We start from the raw sequence: 17,118 nt of genomic DNA on the forward strand, positions 1-17,118 counted from the left end.
CGCCGCGGCGCGTGGGCGTGGGCGCGCGGGCGTGGGCGCGCGGGCGTGAGCGCGCCCGAAACGGGTAGCCGCTACGGCCGTTACGGTAGCGGCCACCCGTATCGGGCGCGGTCACGCCGCGGGCAGCGGATGCGGTGAGGCCGTCCGGGCGTGGGCGCGCCCGAAACGGGTGGGCGCTACGGCCGTTACGGTAGCGGCTACCCGTATCGGGCGCGGTCACGCCGCGCGCGGGCGGGCGGGCCGGTGAGTGGGCGCGGGGGCCGCGGCGCTGTTAGTGCGCCGCCCAGAAGGCCGTGTCGTCGGCGAGCGCTGACTGCTCCTGCCGACGCGAGCCCATCACGGTGCGGGATTGCTCCATCAGGTCGTTGAGCACCTGCTGCACGATNCCGACGCGAGCCCATCACGGTGCGGGATTGCTCCATCAGGTCGTTGAGCACCTGCTGCACGATGGCTGCGTTCGGAATGTCTTTCAAGACGAGCGGATGCTCCAGCCCGGAATTGATCAGCACGTCACCGCTGCGAAACGCCGACTGAAACCAGTTCTGGCGCAGGGTCACGTCGTAGCCGCGGGTGTGCAGCAGCTCCTGCCGGGTGTGCACGAAGAACCCGTGCCGAAAGATGATGCGTCGGCTGGTGATGGTGTAGCGGCGGTTGAGCCAGAAGACCAGCGGCAGCAGCCAGAGCACGAGGATCGCGGCGGAAGCGCCCACGAGCAACGCCGCGTTCTGCCACTCCTCGGCCATGTTGCCGGCGTAATAGCCGGTGACGCCGCAAATGCAGAACAGCACGAGGGTGGGAAAGAACAGGATGCGGACGTTCGGACGCAGCCGGGCGATCACGGTTTCGGTGGGCTGGGCCTGCGTGGGTTGCACCGGTACGCCGGCGGGCTGGCTCTGCTGGTTCGCGCCGAACGGGGCCGGTCCCGGACCGGCAGACGGCCCAGCGAACGGACTGCCCGGATTGCTGGGGTGCATCACTCCGGTGTCGCCGGTACCGTTGTCGCTTCCGCCGCTGCTGCTGCCCATACCCAATTATTACCGCACCGACCTGATTGTGCGGGTAGCGGATGCGGTCGTGGCGGGCGGCCCGTCGCGCCGAACTGTGAGTTAAGCATCGGTTTGCGCTCAGAACGGATGTTTAACTCACAGTTCGGCGGCAGGCGGCAGGCGGCAGGTGGCAGGTGGCAGGCGGCCCGGCGCGCGGGCAGGTCAGTAGCGCAGGTGCGTCACGTCTCCCGCGCTTACGGCGATCGGTTCGCCGTCGACCTGGTCGGCGACGATCAGGCGCCCCAACTCGTCGATGCCGGTTGCGGTGCCGATCAGGTCGGCTCCCCCCGGCAGTTCGACCCGCACCTGGGAACCGATCGTGCCACACAGCCGGGTGACCTCGGCGAGCAGTCCGCTCGCGACGGGGTCGGCATCCGCTGCCAGAAAATCGCGATACAGGGTGAACAGTTCGGTGAGGTAGCCGGCCAGCACGGCGTCGGGGCTGGGCTCGGTGCCCGTCACCAGCAGCAACGAGGTCGAGGTCAGGGTCGGCAGGTCGTGCTCGTCAAGGGAGACGTTGAGACCCGCGCCGATCACGATGCCGACGGCCTCGTTGGGTGCGCCGGAGCCGGGCAGCAACTCCGAGAGGATGCCCGACACCTTGTAGCCGTCGATCAGCACGTCGTTGGGCCACTTGAGGGTGACCTCGTGGGCCGGGTTCTCCGGCTCGCGCTGGTCGGTGACGGGCACGGTGCTCGCCTCGACGATCGCGCGCACCGCCCGGGTCATGGCCGCGCCGGCCAGCAGCGGAAACCAGCCGAGCCGCTCGGGCGGCAGCGGCGCGCCCGAGCCCAGGGCGGGGCGCAGCAGCACCGAGATCGCGAGGGACTTGCCGGTCGGGGCGAGCCAGGTGCGGCCGAGTCGACCGCGGCCGCGGGTCTGGTTGTCGGTGACCACGACCGAGAACTCGGGCCAGGCGAGCGCGAGATCCGTCGGGGAGCCGACCGGGGCATCCGTCGCCGGAGCACCGGAGCCCGCAGCACCCGCGGTGGCGTGCCCGACCAGCACCGTATTGGTCGACCCGGCCTCGGCCAGGTACTCGAAGCGGGCGGCGGTCTGGTGAACGACGGCGAGGCTCAGGGGGAAATCCATGCCCCCATTCTCGCGGAACGCGGCTTGGTAGGGTTACAGGTGTGACTGATGAGAAGCCCGTCGCGGGCCCCGACCTGTATACGACGGCTGGAAAGCTCGCCGACCTCAAGATGCGCTACCACGAGGCGGTGACCGCGAGCGGTGCGACGGCAATCGAGAAGCAGCACGCCAAGGGCAAGATGACCGCCAGGGAACGCATCGAGCAACTGCTCGACCAGGGTTCCTTCGTGGAGATGGACGAGTTCGTGCGCCACCGCACGGTCGGCTTCGGCATGGAGAAGAAGCGGCCGTACGGCGACGCGGTCGTCACCGGAACCGGCACCATCCACGGCCGCCAGGTGGCCGTGTACTCGCAGGACTTCACCATCTTCGGCGGCTCGCTCGGCGAGGTCGCCGGCGAGAAGATCATCAAGGTCATGGACCTCGCCCTGAAGACCGGCGTGCCGATCCTCGGCATCCTCGACTCCGGCGGAGCGCGCATCCAGGAGGGCGTCGTGGCCCTCGGCAAGTACGGCGAGATCTTTCGCCGCAACACCGCGGCATCCGGTGTCATCCCCCAGATCTCGATCATCTGCGGCCCCGCCGCCGGCGGCGCGGTCTACTCCCCCGCGCTGACCGACTTCGTGATCATGGTCGACAAGACCAGCCAGATGTTCGTCACCGGACCCGACGTGATCAAGACCGTCACCGGCGAAGACGTGGGCATGGAGGAGCTCGGCGGCGCCCTCACCCACAACCAGCGCAGCGGCGTGGCTCACTACCTCGCCGCCGACGAGCCCGACGCGCTCGATTACGCCCGCACCCTGCTGAGCTACCTGCCCGACAACAACCTCGCGGATGCGCCGGTCTTCGACAGCGAGATCGAGCTGGAAACAACGGATGCCGACCGCAAGCTGAACACGATCATCCCGGATTCCCCGAACCAGCCCTACGACGTGAAGACCGTCATCAGCCACATCGTGGACCACGGCGACTTTCTCGAGACGCAGCCGCTGTTCGCGCCGAACATCGTCGTGGGCTTCGCCCGGGTCGAGGGCCGCTCGGTCGGCATCGTGGCCAACCAGCCCAGCGCCATGGCCGGAACCCTCAACATCGAGGCCGGCGAGAAGGCCGCCCGCTTCGTGCGGTTCTGCGACGCATTCTCGATCCCCATTTTGACCCTCGTCGACGTGCCCGGGTTTCTGCCCGGCACCGACCAGGAGTGGACCGGCGTCATCCGTCGCGGTGCCAAGCTGCTCTACGCCTACGCCGAAGCAACCGTGCCGCTCGTCACCGTCATTCTGCGCAAGGCCTACGGCGGAGCGTACATCGTGATGGGCTCCAAGCAGCTGGGTGCCGACGTGAACCTGGCCTGGCCGACCGCGGAGATCGCCGTCATGGGTGGCCAGGGCGCCGTGCAGATCTTGTACCGCAACGAGATTCGGGCGGCCGAAGACGCCGGCGAAGACGTCGCCGCGGTGCGCACCAGACTCTCCAACGAGTACACCTACAACGTGGCGAGCCCGTTCCTGGCCGCCGAGCGAGGCGAGCTCGACGGCATCATCGAACCCGCCGCGACGCGGGTGTCGATCACCAAGGCGCTGCGCTCGCTGCGCACCAAGCGTGCGAGCCTGCCGGCCAAGAAGCACGGGAACATCCCGCTGTAGGCGGGCATCATGACAGAGTCACGCGAGGTTTCAGCGCTGCCGGCAGCGCCGCCTGCACCGGCGGCGGGGATCGACCCGGCCGAGATCATTTTCGTGAGCCGCAATGTGACGGCGATGGAGGCATCCGCTGTCACGGCGGTGCTTCAGGGTCTGCTGCAGGAGGAATCCGACGGCAGCCGCACCGCGCCCGCGCACGGGCAGAGTGCCTGGCAGCGCAGCACCCGTGGCATTCGCCGCCCGCTGACCCCCGGCCCCGGCCAGTGGCGCAGCTTCACCGCCTGACCCCCATTCGCCCGGGCCAGCTCGGGCGTTCTGCGCCACTTCGTCGGCGAGGTTGTGCAGCCCAAGGGGCCACCTCTGACACTTCGCGGATGTCACATCCCGCCACGGGGCATTTTTTGGCATCTCGCGGCCGTGCCCCGCACCCCAAGGGGCATATTTTGGCATCTCGCTCACGACTTGCCAAAAATGGCCCCATGACCACCCCTCTCACCTCACGAGTTGCCAAAAAATGCCCCTTCAATCGACTTCAAGGGGCACTTTCTGGCATCTCGCGGCCGCGCCCGGCAGCCCAAGGGGCAGATTTTGGCATCTCGCTCACGACTTGCCAAAAATGGCCCCATGACCACCTCCACACCCTGTAATGCGCGCGAAGCGTCCGTGAAACAGCCCCGTAAGGGCCGGGCGCATCGTCGTTGGCGCCCTTGCCCTACTCCCCGGCTGATGGACCTAAGCGAACACAACACCTTCGCAGGGGCCCCCACTCGTGTCCCCCTAAATGCCGACTGTGCAACGCCGCACAGACGCGCAGACTAGACATGCTCGGTGTTGCTCTGAGAGCCACACCACCAATCATTCGCCGACTAGGGTAAGCGGGCGGATCGTTTGGGGGCGAGTGGGCACGGTATTCGGGTTACCGGTCCCGCTCGAAAAGCAAAAGAGACCACCTTTGGGTGGTCTCTTTTTTGCCCTCAGGACAATCCCGCCACACGACGGCCCGGGCCGACAGCTCAGGCGCGAACGCGCGGAATCTCCAGCCACAGGTCGACCTCATCGCCCGAGGAGTCCTGACCCAGGGCGCTCACGCTCGGGTCGGGACTGCACAGGCCGACGACCGTGACGGCGGTCTCTGACCCGTCGGCGGCCGTGCGCGCAATGATCTTGTCGGCGGAGGTACGGCCGATAGCCGCGGCGAGCTGGTTGAGCACGTGCTCGAGCACGTCACCGTCGAGCTCGTCGATGCTGCCCTCATCGAGCAGCGTGACGATGGCACCGCGACGTCGCGCCGCCATGACCTGCTCGCGCACCGCATCGTTGAGCAGTCGGCGGCCGCGGATCTCGTCGCGAATTGCCGCCTCGAGGTAGCGGCACTCCAGTTTCTCGTCGTCGGCCAGCACACCGTTCTGCCCGACGATGCGGCGCAGCATGGGCAGCGCCATCCGGTTCGTGTAAGTGAGGCGCACCTGGCGCTCGTAGAGGTGGGCCTCCTGCGCGGCCTGCCAGCGTGAAGCCTCACGCTCCGCCCTGGCGAACTGTCGAGCATCGCGCCCGGCCTTGGCGAGGGCGCGGGACAGCAGCACGGCGGCGGCAACCCAGACCACGCTGCCGATCACGCCCATCGACCCGAGCGAGCCAAAACCCGCCCACAGCACGGTGTGCACGACCAGAAAGCCCGCGCCGAGCCACGCCACGAAGGGGCGCTTGCGCGTCGCCGTGATGGTCAGCAGGGTACCGACGGCAGCCACGTACCAGGTCGAATAGCCGAGGTCATCCTGCGGGTCGAGCTGCGTCGCCACCAGCAGGGGAACCACGGCGCAGGCGGCGAGGTTGAACAGCGCGAGGCCGAGCGGCATCCGGGTCGGGCTCGTCGGCCACAGGCTGATGAAGGTGGCCACGAGGTAGAGCGCCATCGCGGCCAGAACGGGGGCGGCATCCGTCGGCATATCGAGCGCGTACACCCCGAGCAGCACGTGGTAGAGCGAGAACAGACTGGCCACGGCCAGAATCAGGGCTCGGGAGTGGCGGATCATGCGCGCGCTCCGTTCACGCGGTCGGCGGTCATGCGCTGCGCCCCGGCTGGGCGTCAAGGTCGGGTTGGGCGTCGAGGTCGGACGGTTGTTCCGGAGCCGGCCAGTGGATGGCGACGGTCGTGCCGTGGCCCGGGCTCGTGCGCACCGAGGCGGTACCGCCCGCACTCTCGACCCGGCCCTGAATGGAGAGCCGCAGCCCCAGCCGCCCGCTCGGCACCGCAGCGAGGTCGAAGCCGACCCCCTGATCGGAGACGTCGATCGTGGCGCCGCCGGTCAGGCTGGCACCCATCGAGACGGTGCGTCCGAAAGAGTCGTCGACCGGCCCGGCGTGCTGCATGCTGTTCACCATCGCCTGCACGGTCGCCGAGTACAGGGCCTCGCTCGCCTGCTCGGGCATCGTGAGCGGCTCGATGGTGTTCTCCACGACGGTGAAGGTGCAGGCCAGGGCGCTCGCTGCCTGACGGATGCGGCCGGCCAGACGCGAAAAGGGAACGCGACCGGCATCATCCGTCGGCTCGGCACCGGCCTCATCGAGCCGGGCGATCGCGTTGTGGGCCATGGTCGCGGCCAGCTCGGCGCCCTTGACGGTGTGCGCACCGGCCGCGGACAGCAGGGTGGCGAGCACCGTGTCGTGCACGATCGAATCCACCTCGACCCGCTCGACCTCGGTAGCGTGCTGCCGCACCGCGAGGGCATACTTGTGCAGCGCGTTGCTCTGCGCCACATCGACCGCGTCGGTCGCCTGGCGCAGCATGTAGATGATGATGAGCACCACCGCGCCGAGCAGCGTCGCGTAGACGACGTCGAGCAGGGCGAGCACCAGTTCGGCCTGACCGCCGGCCGGAAGAAGGCGAATGATGCCGTACATCACGGGAATCACGACCGTGTAGATGGCCGCCCAACGCAGCGGGAAAGCGATCGCTGCGCACGAGGTCGCGACGGTGCAGAGGTACCAGATCCACGGCTTGCCATCGAGCACGGCGTCACGGTCGAGCATCAGGAACGGCCAGGCCACGAGCGCCGCGACATAGATCGTGGCGACGATCGTCGTCGTCGTTCGAACGCCCCGGCGCGCGAGCGACGCGATGACCACCGAGAAGATGGACAGACCGAGGGCAAACCCCACGATCAGGGCCCCGATCGGCCGACGCTCGCCGAACTGGTCGATCATGGCCGGCACGGACTGCAGGGCAAAGATCAGCGAGATGCCCGCCACCGAGCGGTACAGCACGGTCTCGATCTGCGCCCGGCTGATGGGGTTGCGCTGCTGTTCGCCGCCGAGCAGCGCGGTCGCGGTCGCGGCGGTCAGCTGACCGGTCGGCGTGGGGCCGGTATCGGTGTCGGTCGGGTTAGACACGGCCGTCGCCCACGTCGGCGTCGAGGCCCGGCAGGATGCCGTCTTCGACGGCGCGGCGCAGCAGGTCGACCTTGGTGGGAGCGGGGCGGCCGACCTCGACGTACTTGACGCGAATGCGGTCGAGGTACTCGCGGGCGGTGGAGTGCGCGATGCCGAGCTGCATCGCGACCATCTTGAGCGGCAGTCCCGAGGCGTAGAGGTGCAGCACGTCGCGTTCGCGGCGGCCGAGCTGGGCCTTGGCGAAGTCGCGGTCGGCGTCGATCGCGGTCGCCCACTCGAGGTTGTTGAGCACGTCACCGCGGGCGACGGATGCGACGGCCGCCATCACCGTCGTCGTCGGCGAGGACTTGGGGATGACTCCGGCGGCTCCCGCGGCCAGGGCCTCCCGAACGTAGGCCACCCGGTCGGCGATGCTGTGCACGAGCACGGCACTGCCGGTGGACTGCACGAGGTGCACGTTGTCGGTCACGATCGAGCCGTCGCCGAGGGACAGGTCGAGTACGATCACGTCGCACTGGCGACCGGCGAGACCGTCGACCAGGCCCTGCGCGGTGGCCGAGGCGAACAGCACCTCGAAGCCCGAATTCTCACAGGCCGCCTTGAGGCCCAGCCGGACCGACTCGTGGTCGTCGACGATGCCGACGCGTACCCGGCGATCAACCTCTGTGGGTGTCTCTGCTGCTGCCATGATCACGGTCGTGTTCCTTCGTTTCTCGGGGTGTGCTTAACGATAGCGACGATCGCTACCTTGACAGCAGCGCAACGGCCTCCACGTGGTGAGTGTTCGGAAACAGGTCGAAGGCTCGCAGGGTCTTGAGTTCGTAGCCGTGACCGGCAAACAGGGCCACATCCCGGGCGAGCGCTACCGGGTCACAGGCCACGTAGACGATTTGGGCCGGCGCGAGAAACGCGAGCTGGTCGACGACGGCCTTGCCAGCGCCCGAACGGGGGGGATCGAGAATCACGGTCGCGGCGGTCTGCCGTACGCGCTCCGCGGCATCCGCTTCACGTTTCAGGCGCTGCAGAAAACGTTCGACCCGGTCGGTTTCGGCGGTCGCGCCGACCCACTCGGCGAGGTTGGTGGCGGCGAAGTTCACCGCCTCGGGGTCGCTCTCGACGCTCGTGATGCGCACCGATTTTCCGAAACGGTCGCCGACGGCGGCGGCGAGCAGGCCGACCCCGCCGTAGAGGTCGAGGTTCGCCGCCTTGGGCTCGAACAGCTCCGGATCGATGACGTCTTGCACGGCTTTGTAGAGGGTCTCGGCGGCGCGGGCGTGCACCTGCCAGAATCCGGCGGCGTCGAGCTGGAACTCGCGGTCGCCGACGACCTCGCGAATCACGTGGCGCGGGGTCTGCGCGCGCTTGCCGCGGGCATCCGTCGTGACGACCGTGACACGCACGTCGCCGACGCTCGGAGCGACGAGGTCGATGGATGCCGCGCCGCGAAACAGACGATCGAGCGGGGCGGCCATCTCGATGCTGCGCTGCGCCAGCGGCAGGTCGGCGACCGGGATGACCTTGTGCGAGCGGGCGGCGTAGGGACCGACGGTGCCGTCGGCGTCGACGTGCAGGCTGACCCTGGTGCGCCATCCGGTGCCGTCCATGGCGTCGCCGGGGCTGGAGTCGGGGCCCACCGGCACGGCTTCGACGGTGACATCGGTATCGACCTTGGCCATGCGGTGCAGGGCATCGGCGAGTACCTGGCGCTTCAGTTCGCGCTGGTGGGCGAGGTGGATGTGGCCGAACTCGGCGCCGCCGGCCCGGTCGACCGGGTCACGGTCGAGGGCGGACGCGGCCCAGATGTGCGGCTGGCGTTCCGGGGCTTCTTCGATCACGGAGACCGTTTCGGCGCGCCAGAAGCTCTTCTGGTTGGCCTCGGTGAGGCGGGCGCGCACCCGTTCGCCGGGCATGGTGTCGCTGACGAAGACGACGCGGCCCTCGTGCCGGGCGACGAAGATTCCGCCGTGGGCGACGTTGTCGATGGTGAGGTCGAGTTCGGTGCCGACCTCGGCGGATGTCTGTGCTGCGTCTGCGTTAGTGCCCATCGTTCAATAATCCCACAGACTCGTGCCCGTAGGCTCGTCTGCATGCGTCTCATCCTTGCGTCCACGTCCCCGGCTCGGCTGATGCTGCTGCGCAGCGCCGGCATCGAACCGGCACTCATCGACCCTGCCGTCGACGAGCACGCGGTGACGCTCGCCGCCGAGACCGCGGCGGGTGCGCCGTTGCAGCCGGCCGCGCTGGTGCAGTTGCTGGCCCGCGCGAAGGCGGAGGCGGCATCCGCTGCCCTGCTCCCGAACGCGGCGGGCCTCGTGCTCGGCGGCGATTCGGTGTTCGTGCTCGATGGCGTGATCTACGGCAAGCCGCACACGCCGGAGGCCGCGCTCGAGCGCTGGCGGCTGCAGCGCGGGCGCACCGGGCAGCTGTTTTCGGGGCACTGGCTGATCGACCACAGCACGGATGCCGCGGGCCGGGCGGGCGCAGCACCGCGGGCCGTCGGGGCGGTCGCCGTGGCCGAGGTGACCTTTGCCGGAGACATCACGGATGCCGAACTGCACGCCTACATCGCGACCGAGGAGCCTCTCTTCGTCGCCGGTGCGTTCACGATCGACAGTCTCGGCGCTCCCTTCATTGGTCGCATCGTCGGGGATCCGTCGACGGTCGTCGGACTGTCGCTGCCGACCCTGCGGCGGATGGTGATGGAGCTTGGGTATGAGTGGCCGAGCCTCTGGAACCGCCTCGCCGGGGACGCGGTGCCGCCTGCCGTGACCTCGTCCCTGTAGGCCGCGGGGGACATCCATTGGGGGCACGTTGTAGGCATCCACAGAACTTTCGGCAATCTTTTTGTCGATCCAATCCAAAGGGTCGTGTGAACCGCCCCCTAGGCTAGGGGACTGTGTCACTCATATCGAAGGTCCTCATCGCCAACCGGGGCGAGATCGCCGTCCGGGTGATCCGCGCAGCCACCGACAGCGGAATCCGCTCGGTCGCCGTCTACGCCGACCAGGATCGGGACGCCCTGCACGCGCGCCTCGCCGACGAGGCCTACGGGCTCGACGGCACGACCGGTGGTGACACCTACCTCGTGATCGAGAAGCTGCTGTCGATCGCCCGTCGCTCCGGCGCCGACGCGATCCACCCCGGCTACGGCTTTCTCGCCGAGAACGCGGACTTCGCGCGCGCCGTGATCGGCGCAGGCCTCACCTGGATCGGCCCCTCCCCCGAAGCCATCGAGCAACTGGGCGACAAGGTCAGCGCCCGGCACATCGCCGAAAAGGTCGGCGCCCCGATGGCACCCGGCACCCTCAATCCCGTTGTCGACGCCGCCGAGGTGCTCGCCTTCGTCGACCAGCACGGCCTGCCCGTGGCGATCAAAGCCGCCTTCGGTGGCGGTGGCCGCGGCCTCAAGGTCGTGAGAAGCCGCGACGAAGCGGCCGAACTCTTCGACTCCGCGACCCGCGAGGCGATCACCGCCTTCGGCCGCGGCGAGTGCTTCGTCGAGAAGTACCTCGACGCCCCGCGCCACGTGGAGACCCAGTGCCTCGCCGACGCACACGGCAATGTCGTCGTGATCTCGACCCGCGACTGCTCGCTGCAGCGCCGCCACCAGAAGCTCGTCGAAGAGGCACCCGCGCCGTTCTTGACCGACGAGCAGAACGCCGAACTGTACCGGGCGTCGAAGGCGATCCTCGCCGAGGTCGGCTACGTCGGCGCCGGAACCTGCGAGTTCTTGATCGGCCAGGACGGCACCGTCTCGTTCCTCGAGGTCAACACCCGCCTGCAGGTCGAACACACCGTGAGCGAAGAGGTTACCGGCATCGACCTCGTGCGGGAGCAGTTCCGCCTCGCCGCCGGCGGCGTGCTCGACTACGGCGACCCGGTCGCCACCGGGCACTCATTCGAGTTTCGCATCAACGGCGAAGACCCCGGCATGAACTTCATGCCCGCCCCCGGCCCGGTGCACGTCTTCAAGCCCGCCGGCGGCCCCGGCGTGCGCGTCGACAGCGGTGTCGAATCGGGCGACGTCATCTCGGGAGCCTTCGACTCGCTGCTCGCCAAGCTCATCGTCACCGGAGCCACCCGCGAAGACGCGCTCGATCGCGCCCGCCGTGCCCTCGACGAGTTCGAGGTCGCCGGCCTGCCGACTGTGCTGCCGTTCCACCGCAAGGTCGTGCGCGACCCGGCGTTCGCTCCCGCCAACGGCGCCCCCTTCTCGGTCTTCACCCGCTGGATCGAGACCGAGTTCGAGAACGACATCGAACCGTGGAGCGGCTCGATCGAGGAGACCGTGGCGGTGCTGTCCGGATCGGCCAGGCGTCACAGCGTGGTCGTCGAGGTCGAGGGCCGCCGCATCGAGGTCAGCCTGCCGACCCGCCTGCTGCCGGCTTCAGCATCCGATCGCACGAACGGCCCTGCCCCCAAGCGCCGCGGCGGCAGCAACGCCGTCATCACCGCGACCGGCGACTCCGTGATCGCGCCGATGCAGGCGACCATCGTGAAGCTGGCCGTCACGGAGGGCGACACGGTCGTCAAGGGCGACCTGCTGCTCGTACTCGAGGCCATGAAGATGGAACAGCCCATCGTCGCCCCGAAGGACGGCGTGATCGGCGACCTGGCCGCCGTCGTCGGCACCACGGTCTCGGCCGGGTCGCTGCTCATGACGGTCACCGCGGCATCCGTTGTCGCGGAAGCCGCCGACGCTTCGGTGACCGCCGCCGCGACCGCCGCGTAGGTCGCCCGCCCGCCGGTCGCCGCCCAGGCGGCTGGTCGGCGTTCGGCGTTCGGCTGCTGAGTCACGGAGAAAGCACCTTCACCGCGTCAACGAGGGTGCTTTCTCCGTACCTCAGCGCCCGCCCGCCGCGCTGCGCGGGTGCTGCGCCCCTGCGCGGTAGCTGCGCCGCAGCGCGGTAGCTGCGCCACGGGCCACCCACGTCTGGACGAGCTACGCGGTAGTTGCGCCGCTGCGCGGTAGGCGCGCCTATAGCGCAGCGGCGCACGTACCGCGCAGCTCCCCATCGTGGCCCGTGCTCCCCCCAAATTGCCGCCTTACGCTGCAGTTACGCCGCTGCGCGGTAGTTGCGCCACACCATCCATCCCCAGGTGAGCGGATGCCCCGGGCCGCGCGGTATTTGCGCCACGGCGCGGTACCTTCGCCGCCGCGCGCGATTTTCACCCCGCGGGTCCTGCGCCACAGCGCGGTAGTTACGCCGGAGCGCGGTGGTTGCGCCGCACAATCCCTGTCCAGAGCCACGAGTTTCGGGCGACGCGGAACGTGCGCCACCTCTGCGCCGGGTCTCGACAGTCTCGCTACCGGCGGCCGCCGCGCAAGGCGCGACCGGGGACATCCGTCGCCGCGCCCTTCGCGGTGAACCCGAACCCGACCCACCCACCAGCCCCACCCACCAGACCCACCCACCAGACCCACCCAGCCCCGAAAACACCGCAAGCCCCTCCGCCGAAGCGAAGGGGCTTGCAACCAGAAGCCTGCCTAGTTGTGCACGACGTGCATGGCGCGCGCGGCATCCGTAATAGAGCCGGTCAGCGACGGATACACCGGGAACGTGCGCGCAACCTCGTCGACGGTCAGCCGGTGCTCCACGGCGAGGGCGAGCGGAAAGATGAGCTCGCTCGCCTTGGGGGCCACGATGACGCCGCCGATCACGGTTCCGCTGCCGGTGCGGGCGAACAGCTTCACGAAGCCGTCCTTGATGCCCATCATCTTGGCGCGGGGATTCGAGGCGAGCGGAAGCTTGTAGATGTCGCCCTGGGCGATGCCGTCTTCGATCTGCTTCTGGGTGTAGCCGACCGTCGCGATTTCGGGCTGCGTGAAGATGTTCGCGGCCACGTTGCGAATTTCGATCGGGTTGACCGTGTCGCCCATCGCGTGGAAGACCGCGGTGCGGCCCATCATCGAGGCGACGGATGCCAGCGGCAGCTCGGTCGTGCAGTCTCCGGCCGCGTAGATGTTCGGCACCGAGGTGCGGGCAACGCGGTTGACCTGGATGTGACCGTCATCGGTCAGCTCGACGCCGGCTTCTTCGAGGCCGATGCCGACCGTGTTGGGGATGGATCCGACCGCGATGAGGCAGTGGCTGCCCTCGACGGTGCGGCCGTCCGACAGCGTCGCGAGCACGCCGGTGTCGGTGCGCACGACGGATTCCGCGCGCGACTTGGACAGCACGACCATGCCGTTGCGCTTGAAGACGTTCTCAATGACGTTCGCGGCGTCGACGTCCTCACCGGGAAGCACCTGGTCACGGCTCGAAATCAGGGTGACCTGAGCGCCGAGGGCACGGTAAGCGGATGCGAACTCGGCCCCGGTCACACCGGATCCGACGACGATGAGGTGCTCGGGAACGGACTTGAGGTTGTACAGCTGGGTCCAGCTGAAGATGCGTTCGCCGTCGGGCATCGCCGTGGGAATCACGCGGGGCGTCGCGCCGACCGAGACGACAATCGTGTCGACCTCGATGCGGTCGAAGTCGGTTCCGGTGGTGCCGTCGGCGGTCGAGACGATCACGGCGTTGCGGCCGTCGAGGCGGCCCTGGCCGGCAATGTACGTCACCCCGGCACGGATGAGTGTGGCCTTCATGTCCTCGGACTGCTGGCGCGCGAGCGCGAGCAGTCGCTTGTTGACCGCAGCGAGGTTGATCGCGACCTCGGGGCGCAGCGGCTTCTTCAGCTCTCCGCGCACGAAGAACTGCACGCCGAGGTCGGTGGCTTCCCCGATCGAGTTGCTGGCTTCCGCGGTCGCGATGAGCGATTTGGAGGGGACGACGTCGGTGATGACGGCGGCTCCGCCGACACCAACGCGTTCGATGAGGGTGACTTCCGCGCCCTGCTGGGCAGCGGCAATGGCCGCTTCGTATCCGCCGGGCCCTCCACCGAGTACTGCGATGCGTTGCTTGCGTTCGAACTCATAGGCCATGTACTCCATTCTCTCTCTCCGCAACACCGTTCGACGACCACCGCAGCGTCACAGCGCCCCAGCGTTTAGAGTGGGGGAATGTTCATGACTGAGACGAACCCGTTGGACGCGCCGCAAACAGATCCATTTGAGGTCGCCCGCACGGCCGCGGCGCAGATCGCGGAACGCACCGGCGTGGCCCGCCACGACGTCGCCCTGACCCTCGGCAGCGGATGGGGCAAGGCCGCCGATCTGATCGGCGAGACCACCCATACGATCGATGCGCACGAGATCGTCGGATTCAGCAGGCCGGCCCTGGAGGGACACTCCGGCACCCTGCGCTCGGTGCTGTTGCCGAGCGGCAAACGCGCCCTCGTAATCGGCGCGCGCACCCATTACTACGAGGGCCACGGCGTGCGGCGGGTCGTGCACAGCGTGCGTACCGCCGCGGCGACCGGCGCGACGACGATGATTCTGACCAACGGGGCCGGCGGCATCCGCGAGTCGTGGACGCCCGGAACCCCGGTACTGATCAGCGACCACATCAACCTGACCGCGGATTCGCCGCTCGAGGGCGCGACGTTCATCGACCTGACCGACCTGTATTCGCGCCGGCTGCGCGATCTGGCCCGCGGCATCGATGCGTCACTCGACGAGGGCGTGTACTGCCAGTTTCGCGGGCCGCACTACGAGACCCCGGCCGAGGTGCAGATGGCCAAGACGATCGGCGGCCACATTGTGGGCATGTCGACCGCGCTCGAGGCGATCGCGGCGCGGCAGGCCGGTATGGAGATTCTCGGCATGTCGCTCATCACCAATCTCGCGGCGGGAATCTCCCCGACTCCGCTGAGCCACGCCGAAGTCATTGCGGCCGGTGCCGAGGCCGAACCCGTGATCAGCGCGCTCCTCGCGCGGATTGTGGCCGCCCTGTGAGCGACCCGACGCCCACGACCCCGCCGGCCCGCACCGGCGGACGCCACTCGGCCGACGCCGAACCGGTCGCCGAGCCGGTCGTCACGCCCGAGCCCGAGCCGGCCGCCGATCCCGTCGACCCGGCGGAGACGCCGACGGTGGCCATCCCCGTTGTCGCGGCCGCACCATCCGCTGCCGCAACACCGGCCGAGAACTCGACCGGCGTTCCCTCCGTCACCCGGCCGCACGAGCCCGAGTATGACGAGCTCGAGGGCGAACCGACCCAGCAGATGCCCGTGATCGTGGTTGCCGAGCCGGCGCCGCTTCCGCTCGCGCACATCATGGCCGCCGAGGCCCCCGCCAGCACCCCCGCAATCATCGAGACCGCCCGCGCCTGGCTCGCGCAGGATCCCGACCCCGAAACCCAGGTGCAGTTGCGCACGCTGATCAACGGCGCGAGCGACGGGGATGCCGCGGCCATCGCCGATCTGCATTCGCGCTTCGATACCCGCCTCGACTTCGGCACCGCCGGGCTGCGCGGCGGCATTGCCGCCGGCTCGAACCGCATGAACCGGGTGCTGGTCAGCCAGGCCGCCGCCGGCCTCGCGTCGTACCTGCTGCGCCACGCGCTGCCGGGCGTCACTCCGTCGATCGTGATCGGCTACGACGGGCGCAAGAACTCCCACGTGTTCGCGACCGATACCGCCGCGCTGATGGCCGGTGCCGGGGTGCGCGCGATTCTGCTGCCGCGCCTGCTGCCGACCCCGGTGCTGGCGTTCGCGGTGCGGCACCTGAACGCCAGCTGCGGCGTCATGGTCACCGCCTCGCACAATCCCCCCAACGACAACGGCTACAAGGTCTATCTGGGCGATGAATTTCAGGGTGCCCAGATCGTGGCCCCGGCCGACAGCCTGATCGCGACGGAAATTCTGCGCGTCGCCGCCGATGAGCTCGTGCCGAACCTGCCGCGCGCCGGTTACGAAACCGCCGACGAAGAGGTCGTGCAGGCCTACATCGCGGCCACGGCCGGTCTCGCACACCCGCCGCGCGCACAGGTCAATGCCGTCTACACTGCCCTGCACGGCGTCGGCTGGGACACCACCCGTCGGGTGCTCGTCGAGGCCGGATTCGACCTGCCGACCCTCGTCGACGCCCAGATCGCTCCCGACGCCGCGTTCCCGACGGTCTCCTTTCCCAATCCCGAAGAGCCCGGCGCCATGGACCTCGCCTACGAGACCGCCCGCGAGGTGGGTGCCGAGCTGATCATCGCGAACGATCCCGACGCCGACCGCCTCGCCGTCGCGATTCCCGATGCCGACTCCGACGCGGGCTACCGCCGGCTGAGCGGCAACGAGGTCGGTGCGATTCTCGGCTGGCGGGCCGCGGCCCTGGCCGCGCCGAACTACGATCCTGAGGCCGACGCGCCCGAGACCGGGGGCGTGCCGGCGACGGATGTCTCGGGCACCGGCGCCGAGGCATCCGCCGAGACCCCCGCGCGCCCCACTCTCGCCTGCTCGATCGTGTCGTCGCCGGCCCTCGCCGCGGTCGCCGCGGCCTACGGACTGGACTTCACCGAGACCCTGACCGGCTTCAAGTGGGTTTCGCGTGCTCCCGGCCTGATCTTCGGCTTCGAGGAGGCCCTCGGCTACCTCGTCAACCCGGAGTCCGTGCGCGACAAGGACGGCATCTCCGCGGCCGTCGCGCTGCTCTCGCTCGTGGGCGATCTGAAGGCCGATGGGCTCACGCTTGCCGACTACCTCGACCGGTTCAGCGCGAAGTTCGGGCACTTCTCGTCGAGCCAGATCTCGGTACGCGTGACGGATGTCTCCGATATCGCCCGCGTGATGACCCGCCTGCGCGAGACTCCCCCGGAGCTGATCGGACGCATCCGCGTCGACCACATCGACGACTTCCGCTGGGGCCTGAACGGTCTGGCCCCGAGCGATGTGCTGCGCATCGTGCTGACCGACGGCTCGCGCGTGATGGTGCGGCCGAGCGGCACCGAGCCCAAGCTCAAGGTGTACCTCGACACGCACAGCAACTCCGGCACGATCGACGAACGTCGCGCGGCAGCGGATGCCTCACTCGCCGAGCTGGATCGCGGAATGCGCGCGCTCATCGCGTAGCA

At 69.0% G+C, this 17,118-nt stretch carries 14 protein-coding genes; 6 read left to right on the forward strand and 8 right to left on the reverse strand.

Annotated features, from left to right (window positions below):
* The 3 genes from E3T55_RS20595 to E3T55_RS04100 form a co-directional block, all read right to left on the reverse strand.
* The coding region (locus E3T55_RS20595; RefSeq protein ID WP_206751382.1) for a hypothetical protein at nucleotides 1-220 on the reverse strand (220 nt) is incomplete at its 3' end.
* Complete coding sequence (locus E3T55_RS04095; protein WP_241992860.1) at nucleotides 198-1,025, reverse strand: PH domain-containing protein; 828 nt, start codon at nucleotides 1,023-1,025, stop codon at nucleotides 198-200. The genes E3T55_RS04095 and E3T55_RS20595, both read right to left, overlap by 23 nt.
* Nucleotides 1,026-1,208: 183 nt before the next feature.
* The gene (locus tag E3T55_RS04100) at nucleotides 1,209-2,138 is read right to left on the reverse strand and encodes a biotin--[acetyl-CoA-carboxylase] ligase (protein ID WP_134518309.1); all 930 of its coding nucleotides are present in this window, start codon (nucleotides 2,136-2,138) and stop codon (nucleotides 1,209-1,211) included.
* Between the two features lie 110 nt (nucleotides 2,139-2,248).
* On the opposite strand from E3T55_RS04100, the gene E3T55_RS04105 reads away from it, so the two are divergent.
* Entirely contained in the window at nucleotides 2,249-3,784 is a 1,536-nt protein-coding gene (locus E3T55_RS04105) for an acyl-CoA carboxylase subunit beta (RefSeq protein ID WP_134518338.1), read from the forward strand.
* Nucleotides 3,785-3,793: 9 nt separating this feature from the next.
* On the forward strand, nucleotides 3,794-4,066 hold the full coding sequence (locus E3T55_RS04110) for an acyl-CoA carboxylase subunit epsilon (protein ID WP_134518310.1): 273 nt from the start codon (nucleotides 3,794-3,796) through the stop codon (nucleotides 4,064-4,066).
* Nucleotides 4,067-4,794: 728 nt separating this feature from the next.
* Here the strand turns inward: E3T55_RS04110 and E3T55_RS04115 are convergent.
* The 4 genes from E3T55_RS04115 to E3T55_RS04130 are packed head-to-tail and all read right to left on the reverse strand — an operon-like array spanning nucleotide 4,795 to nucleotide 9,216.
* Nucleotides 4,795-5,814, reverse strand: coding sequence for a hypothetical protein (locus tag E3T55_RS04115; RefSeq protein ID WP_134518311.1), 1,020 nt, complete (start codon nucleotides 5,812-5,814; stop codon nucleotides 4,795-4,797).
* A gap of 28 nt (nucleotides 5,815-5,842) precedes the next feature.
* Nucleotides 5,843-7,171: a sensor histidine kinase gene (locus E3T55_RS04120; protein ID WP_134518312.1), complete on the reverse strand. Its 1,329-nt coding sequence runs from the start codon at nucleotides 7,169-7,171 to the stop codon at nucleotides 5,843-5,845.
* The gene (locus E3T55_RS04125) at nucleotides 7,164-7,859 is read right to left on the reverse strand and encodes a response regulator transcription factor (protein WP_134518313.1); all 696 of its coding nucleotides are present in this window, start codon (nucleotides 7,857-7,859) and stop codon (nucleotides 7,164-7,166) included. The genes E3T55_RS04120 and E3T55_RS04125 overlap by 8 nt, the downstream gene beginning before the upstream one ends.
* 55 nt (nucleotides 7,860-7,914) lie before the next feature.
* Nucleotides 7,915-9,216, reverse strand: coding sequence for a class I SAM-dependent RNA methyltransferase (locus E3T55_RS04130; RefSeq protein ID WP_134518314.1), 1,302 nt, complete (start codon nucleotides 9,214-9,216; stop codon nucleotides 7,915-7,917).
* 42 nt (nucleotides 9,217-9,258) lie between these two features.
* Here E3T55_RS04130 and E3T55_RS04135 point away from each other — a divergent pair, with 42 nt between their 5' ends.
* Entirely contained in the window at nucleotides 9,259-9,954 is a 696-nt protein-coding gene (locus E3T55_RS04135) for a Maf family protein (protein WP_134518315.1), read from the forward strand.
* 113 nt (nucleotides 9,955-10,067) lie between these two features.
* Complete coding sequence (locus E3T55_RS04140) at nucleotides 10,068-11,903, forward strand: ATP-binding protein (protein ID WP_134518316.1); 1,836 nt, start codon at nucleotides 10,068-10,070, stop codon at nucleotides 11,901-11,903.
* A 756-nt stretch (nucleotides 11,904-12,659) separates the two neighbouring features.
* On the opposite strand, the gene E3T55_RS04145 is transcribed toward E3T55_RS04140, so the two are convergent.
* The gene (locus E3T55_RS04145; RefSeq protein WP_134518317.1) at nucleotides 12,660-14,099 is read right to left on the reverse strand and encodes an NAD(P)H-quinone dehydrogenase; all 1,440 of its coding nucleotides are present in this window, start codon (nucleotides 14,097-14,099) and stop codon (nucleotides 12,660-12,662) included.
* An 84-nt stretch (nucleotides 14,100-14,183) separates the two neighbouring features.
* Here E3T55_RS04145 and E3T55_RS04150 point away from each other — a divergent pair, with 84 nt between their 5' ends.
* Both E3T55_RS04150 and E3T55_RS04155 read left to right on the forward strand, forming a co-directional pair.
* A complete protein-coding gene (locus tag E3T55_RS04150) occupies nucleotides 14,184-15,011 on the forward strand; it encodes a purine-nucleoside phosphorylase (protein WP_174775427.1) in 828 nt (275 codons plus the stop codon).
* Nucleotides 15,012-15,331: 320 nt separating this feature from the next.
* On the forward strand, nucleotides 15,332-17,116 hold the full coding sequence (locus tag E3T55_RS04155; protein ID WP_134518339.1) for a phospho-sugar mutase: 1,785 nt from the start codon (nucleotides 15,332-15,334) through the stop codon (nucleotides 17,114-17,116).
* Nucleotides 17,117-17,118 lie beyond the last annotated feature (2 nt).

This window comes from Cryobacterium frigoriphilum (assembly GCF_004403305.1).
In the GTDB taxonomy this organism is placed as follows: Bacteria; Actinomycetota; Actinomycetes; order Actinomycetales; family Microbacteriaceae; genus Cryobacterium; species Cryobacterium frigoriphilum.

Coding starts and splice junctions, on each gene's coding strand:
- E3T55_RS04155 (WP_134518339.1), top strand. CDS start 15,332: ATGGCCGCCGAGGCCCCCGCCAGCACCCCCGCAATCATCGAGACCGCC.
- E3T55_RS04125 (WP_134518313.1), bottom strand. CDS start 7,859: ATGGCAGCAGCAGAGACACCCACAGAGGTTGATCGCCGGGTACGCGTC.
- E3T55_RS04130 (WP_134518314.1), bottom strand. CDS start 9,216: ATGGGCACTAACGCAGACGCAGCACAGACATCCGCCGAGGTCGGCACC.
- E3T55_RS04105 (WP_134518338.1), top strand. CDS start 2,249: ATGCGCTACCACGAGGCGGTGACCGCGAGCGGTGCGACGGCAATCGAG.
- E3T55_RS04115 (WP_134518311.1), bottom strand. CDS start 5,814: ATGATCCGCCACTCCCGAGCCCTGATTCTGGCCGTGGCCAGTCTGTTC.
- E3T55_RS04150 (WP_174775427.1), top strand. CDS start 14,184: ATGACTGAGACGAACCCGTTGGACGCGCCGCAAACAGATCCATTTGAG.
- E3T55_RS04110 (WP_134518310.1), top strand. CDS start 3,794: ATGACAGAGTCACGCGAGGTTTCAGCGCTGCCGGCAGCGCCGCCTGCA.
- E3T55_RS04135 (WP_134518315.1), top strand. CDS start 9,259: ATGCGTCTCATCCTTGCGTCCACGTCCCCGGCTCGGCTGATGCTGCTG.
- E3T55_RS04100 (WP_134518309.1), bottom strand. CDS start 2,138: ATGGATTTCCCCCTGAGCCTCGCCGTCGTTCACCAGACCGCCGCCCGC.
- E3T55_RS04145 (WP_134518317.1), bottom strand. CDS start 14,099: ATGGCCTATGAGTTCGAACGCAAGCAACGCATCGCAGTACTCGGTGGA.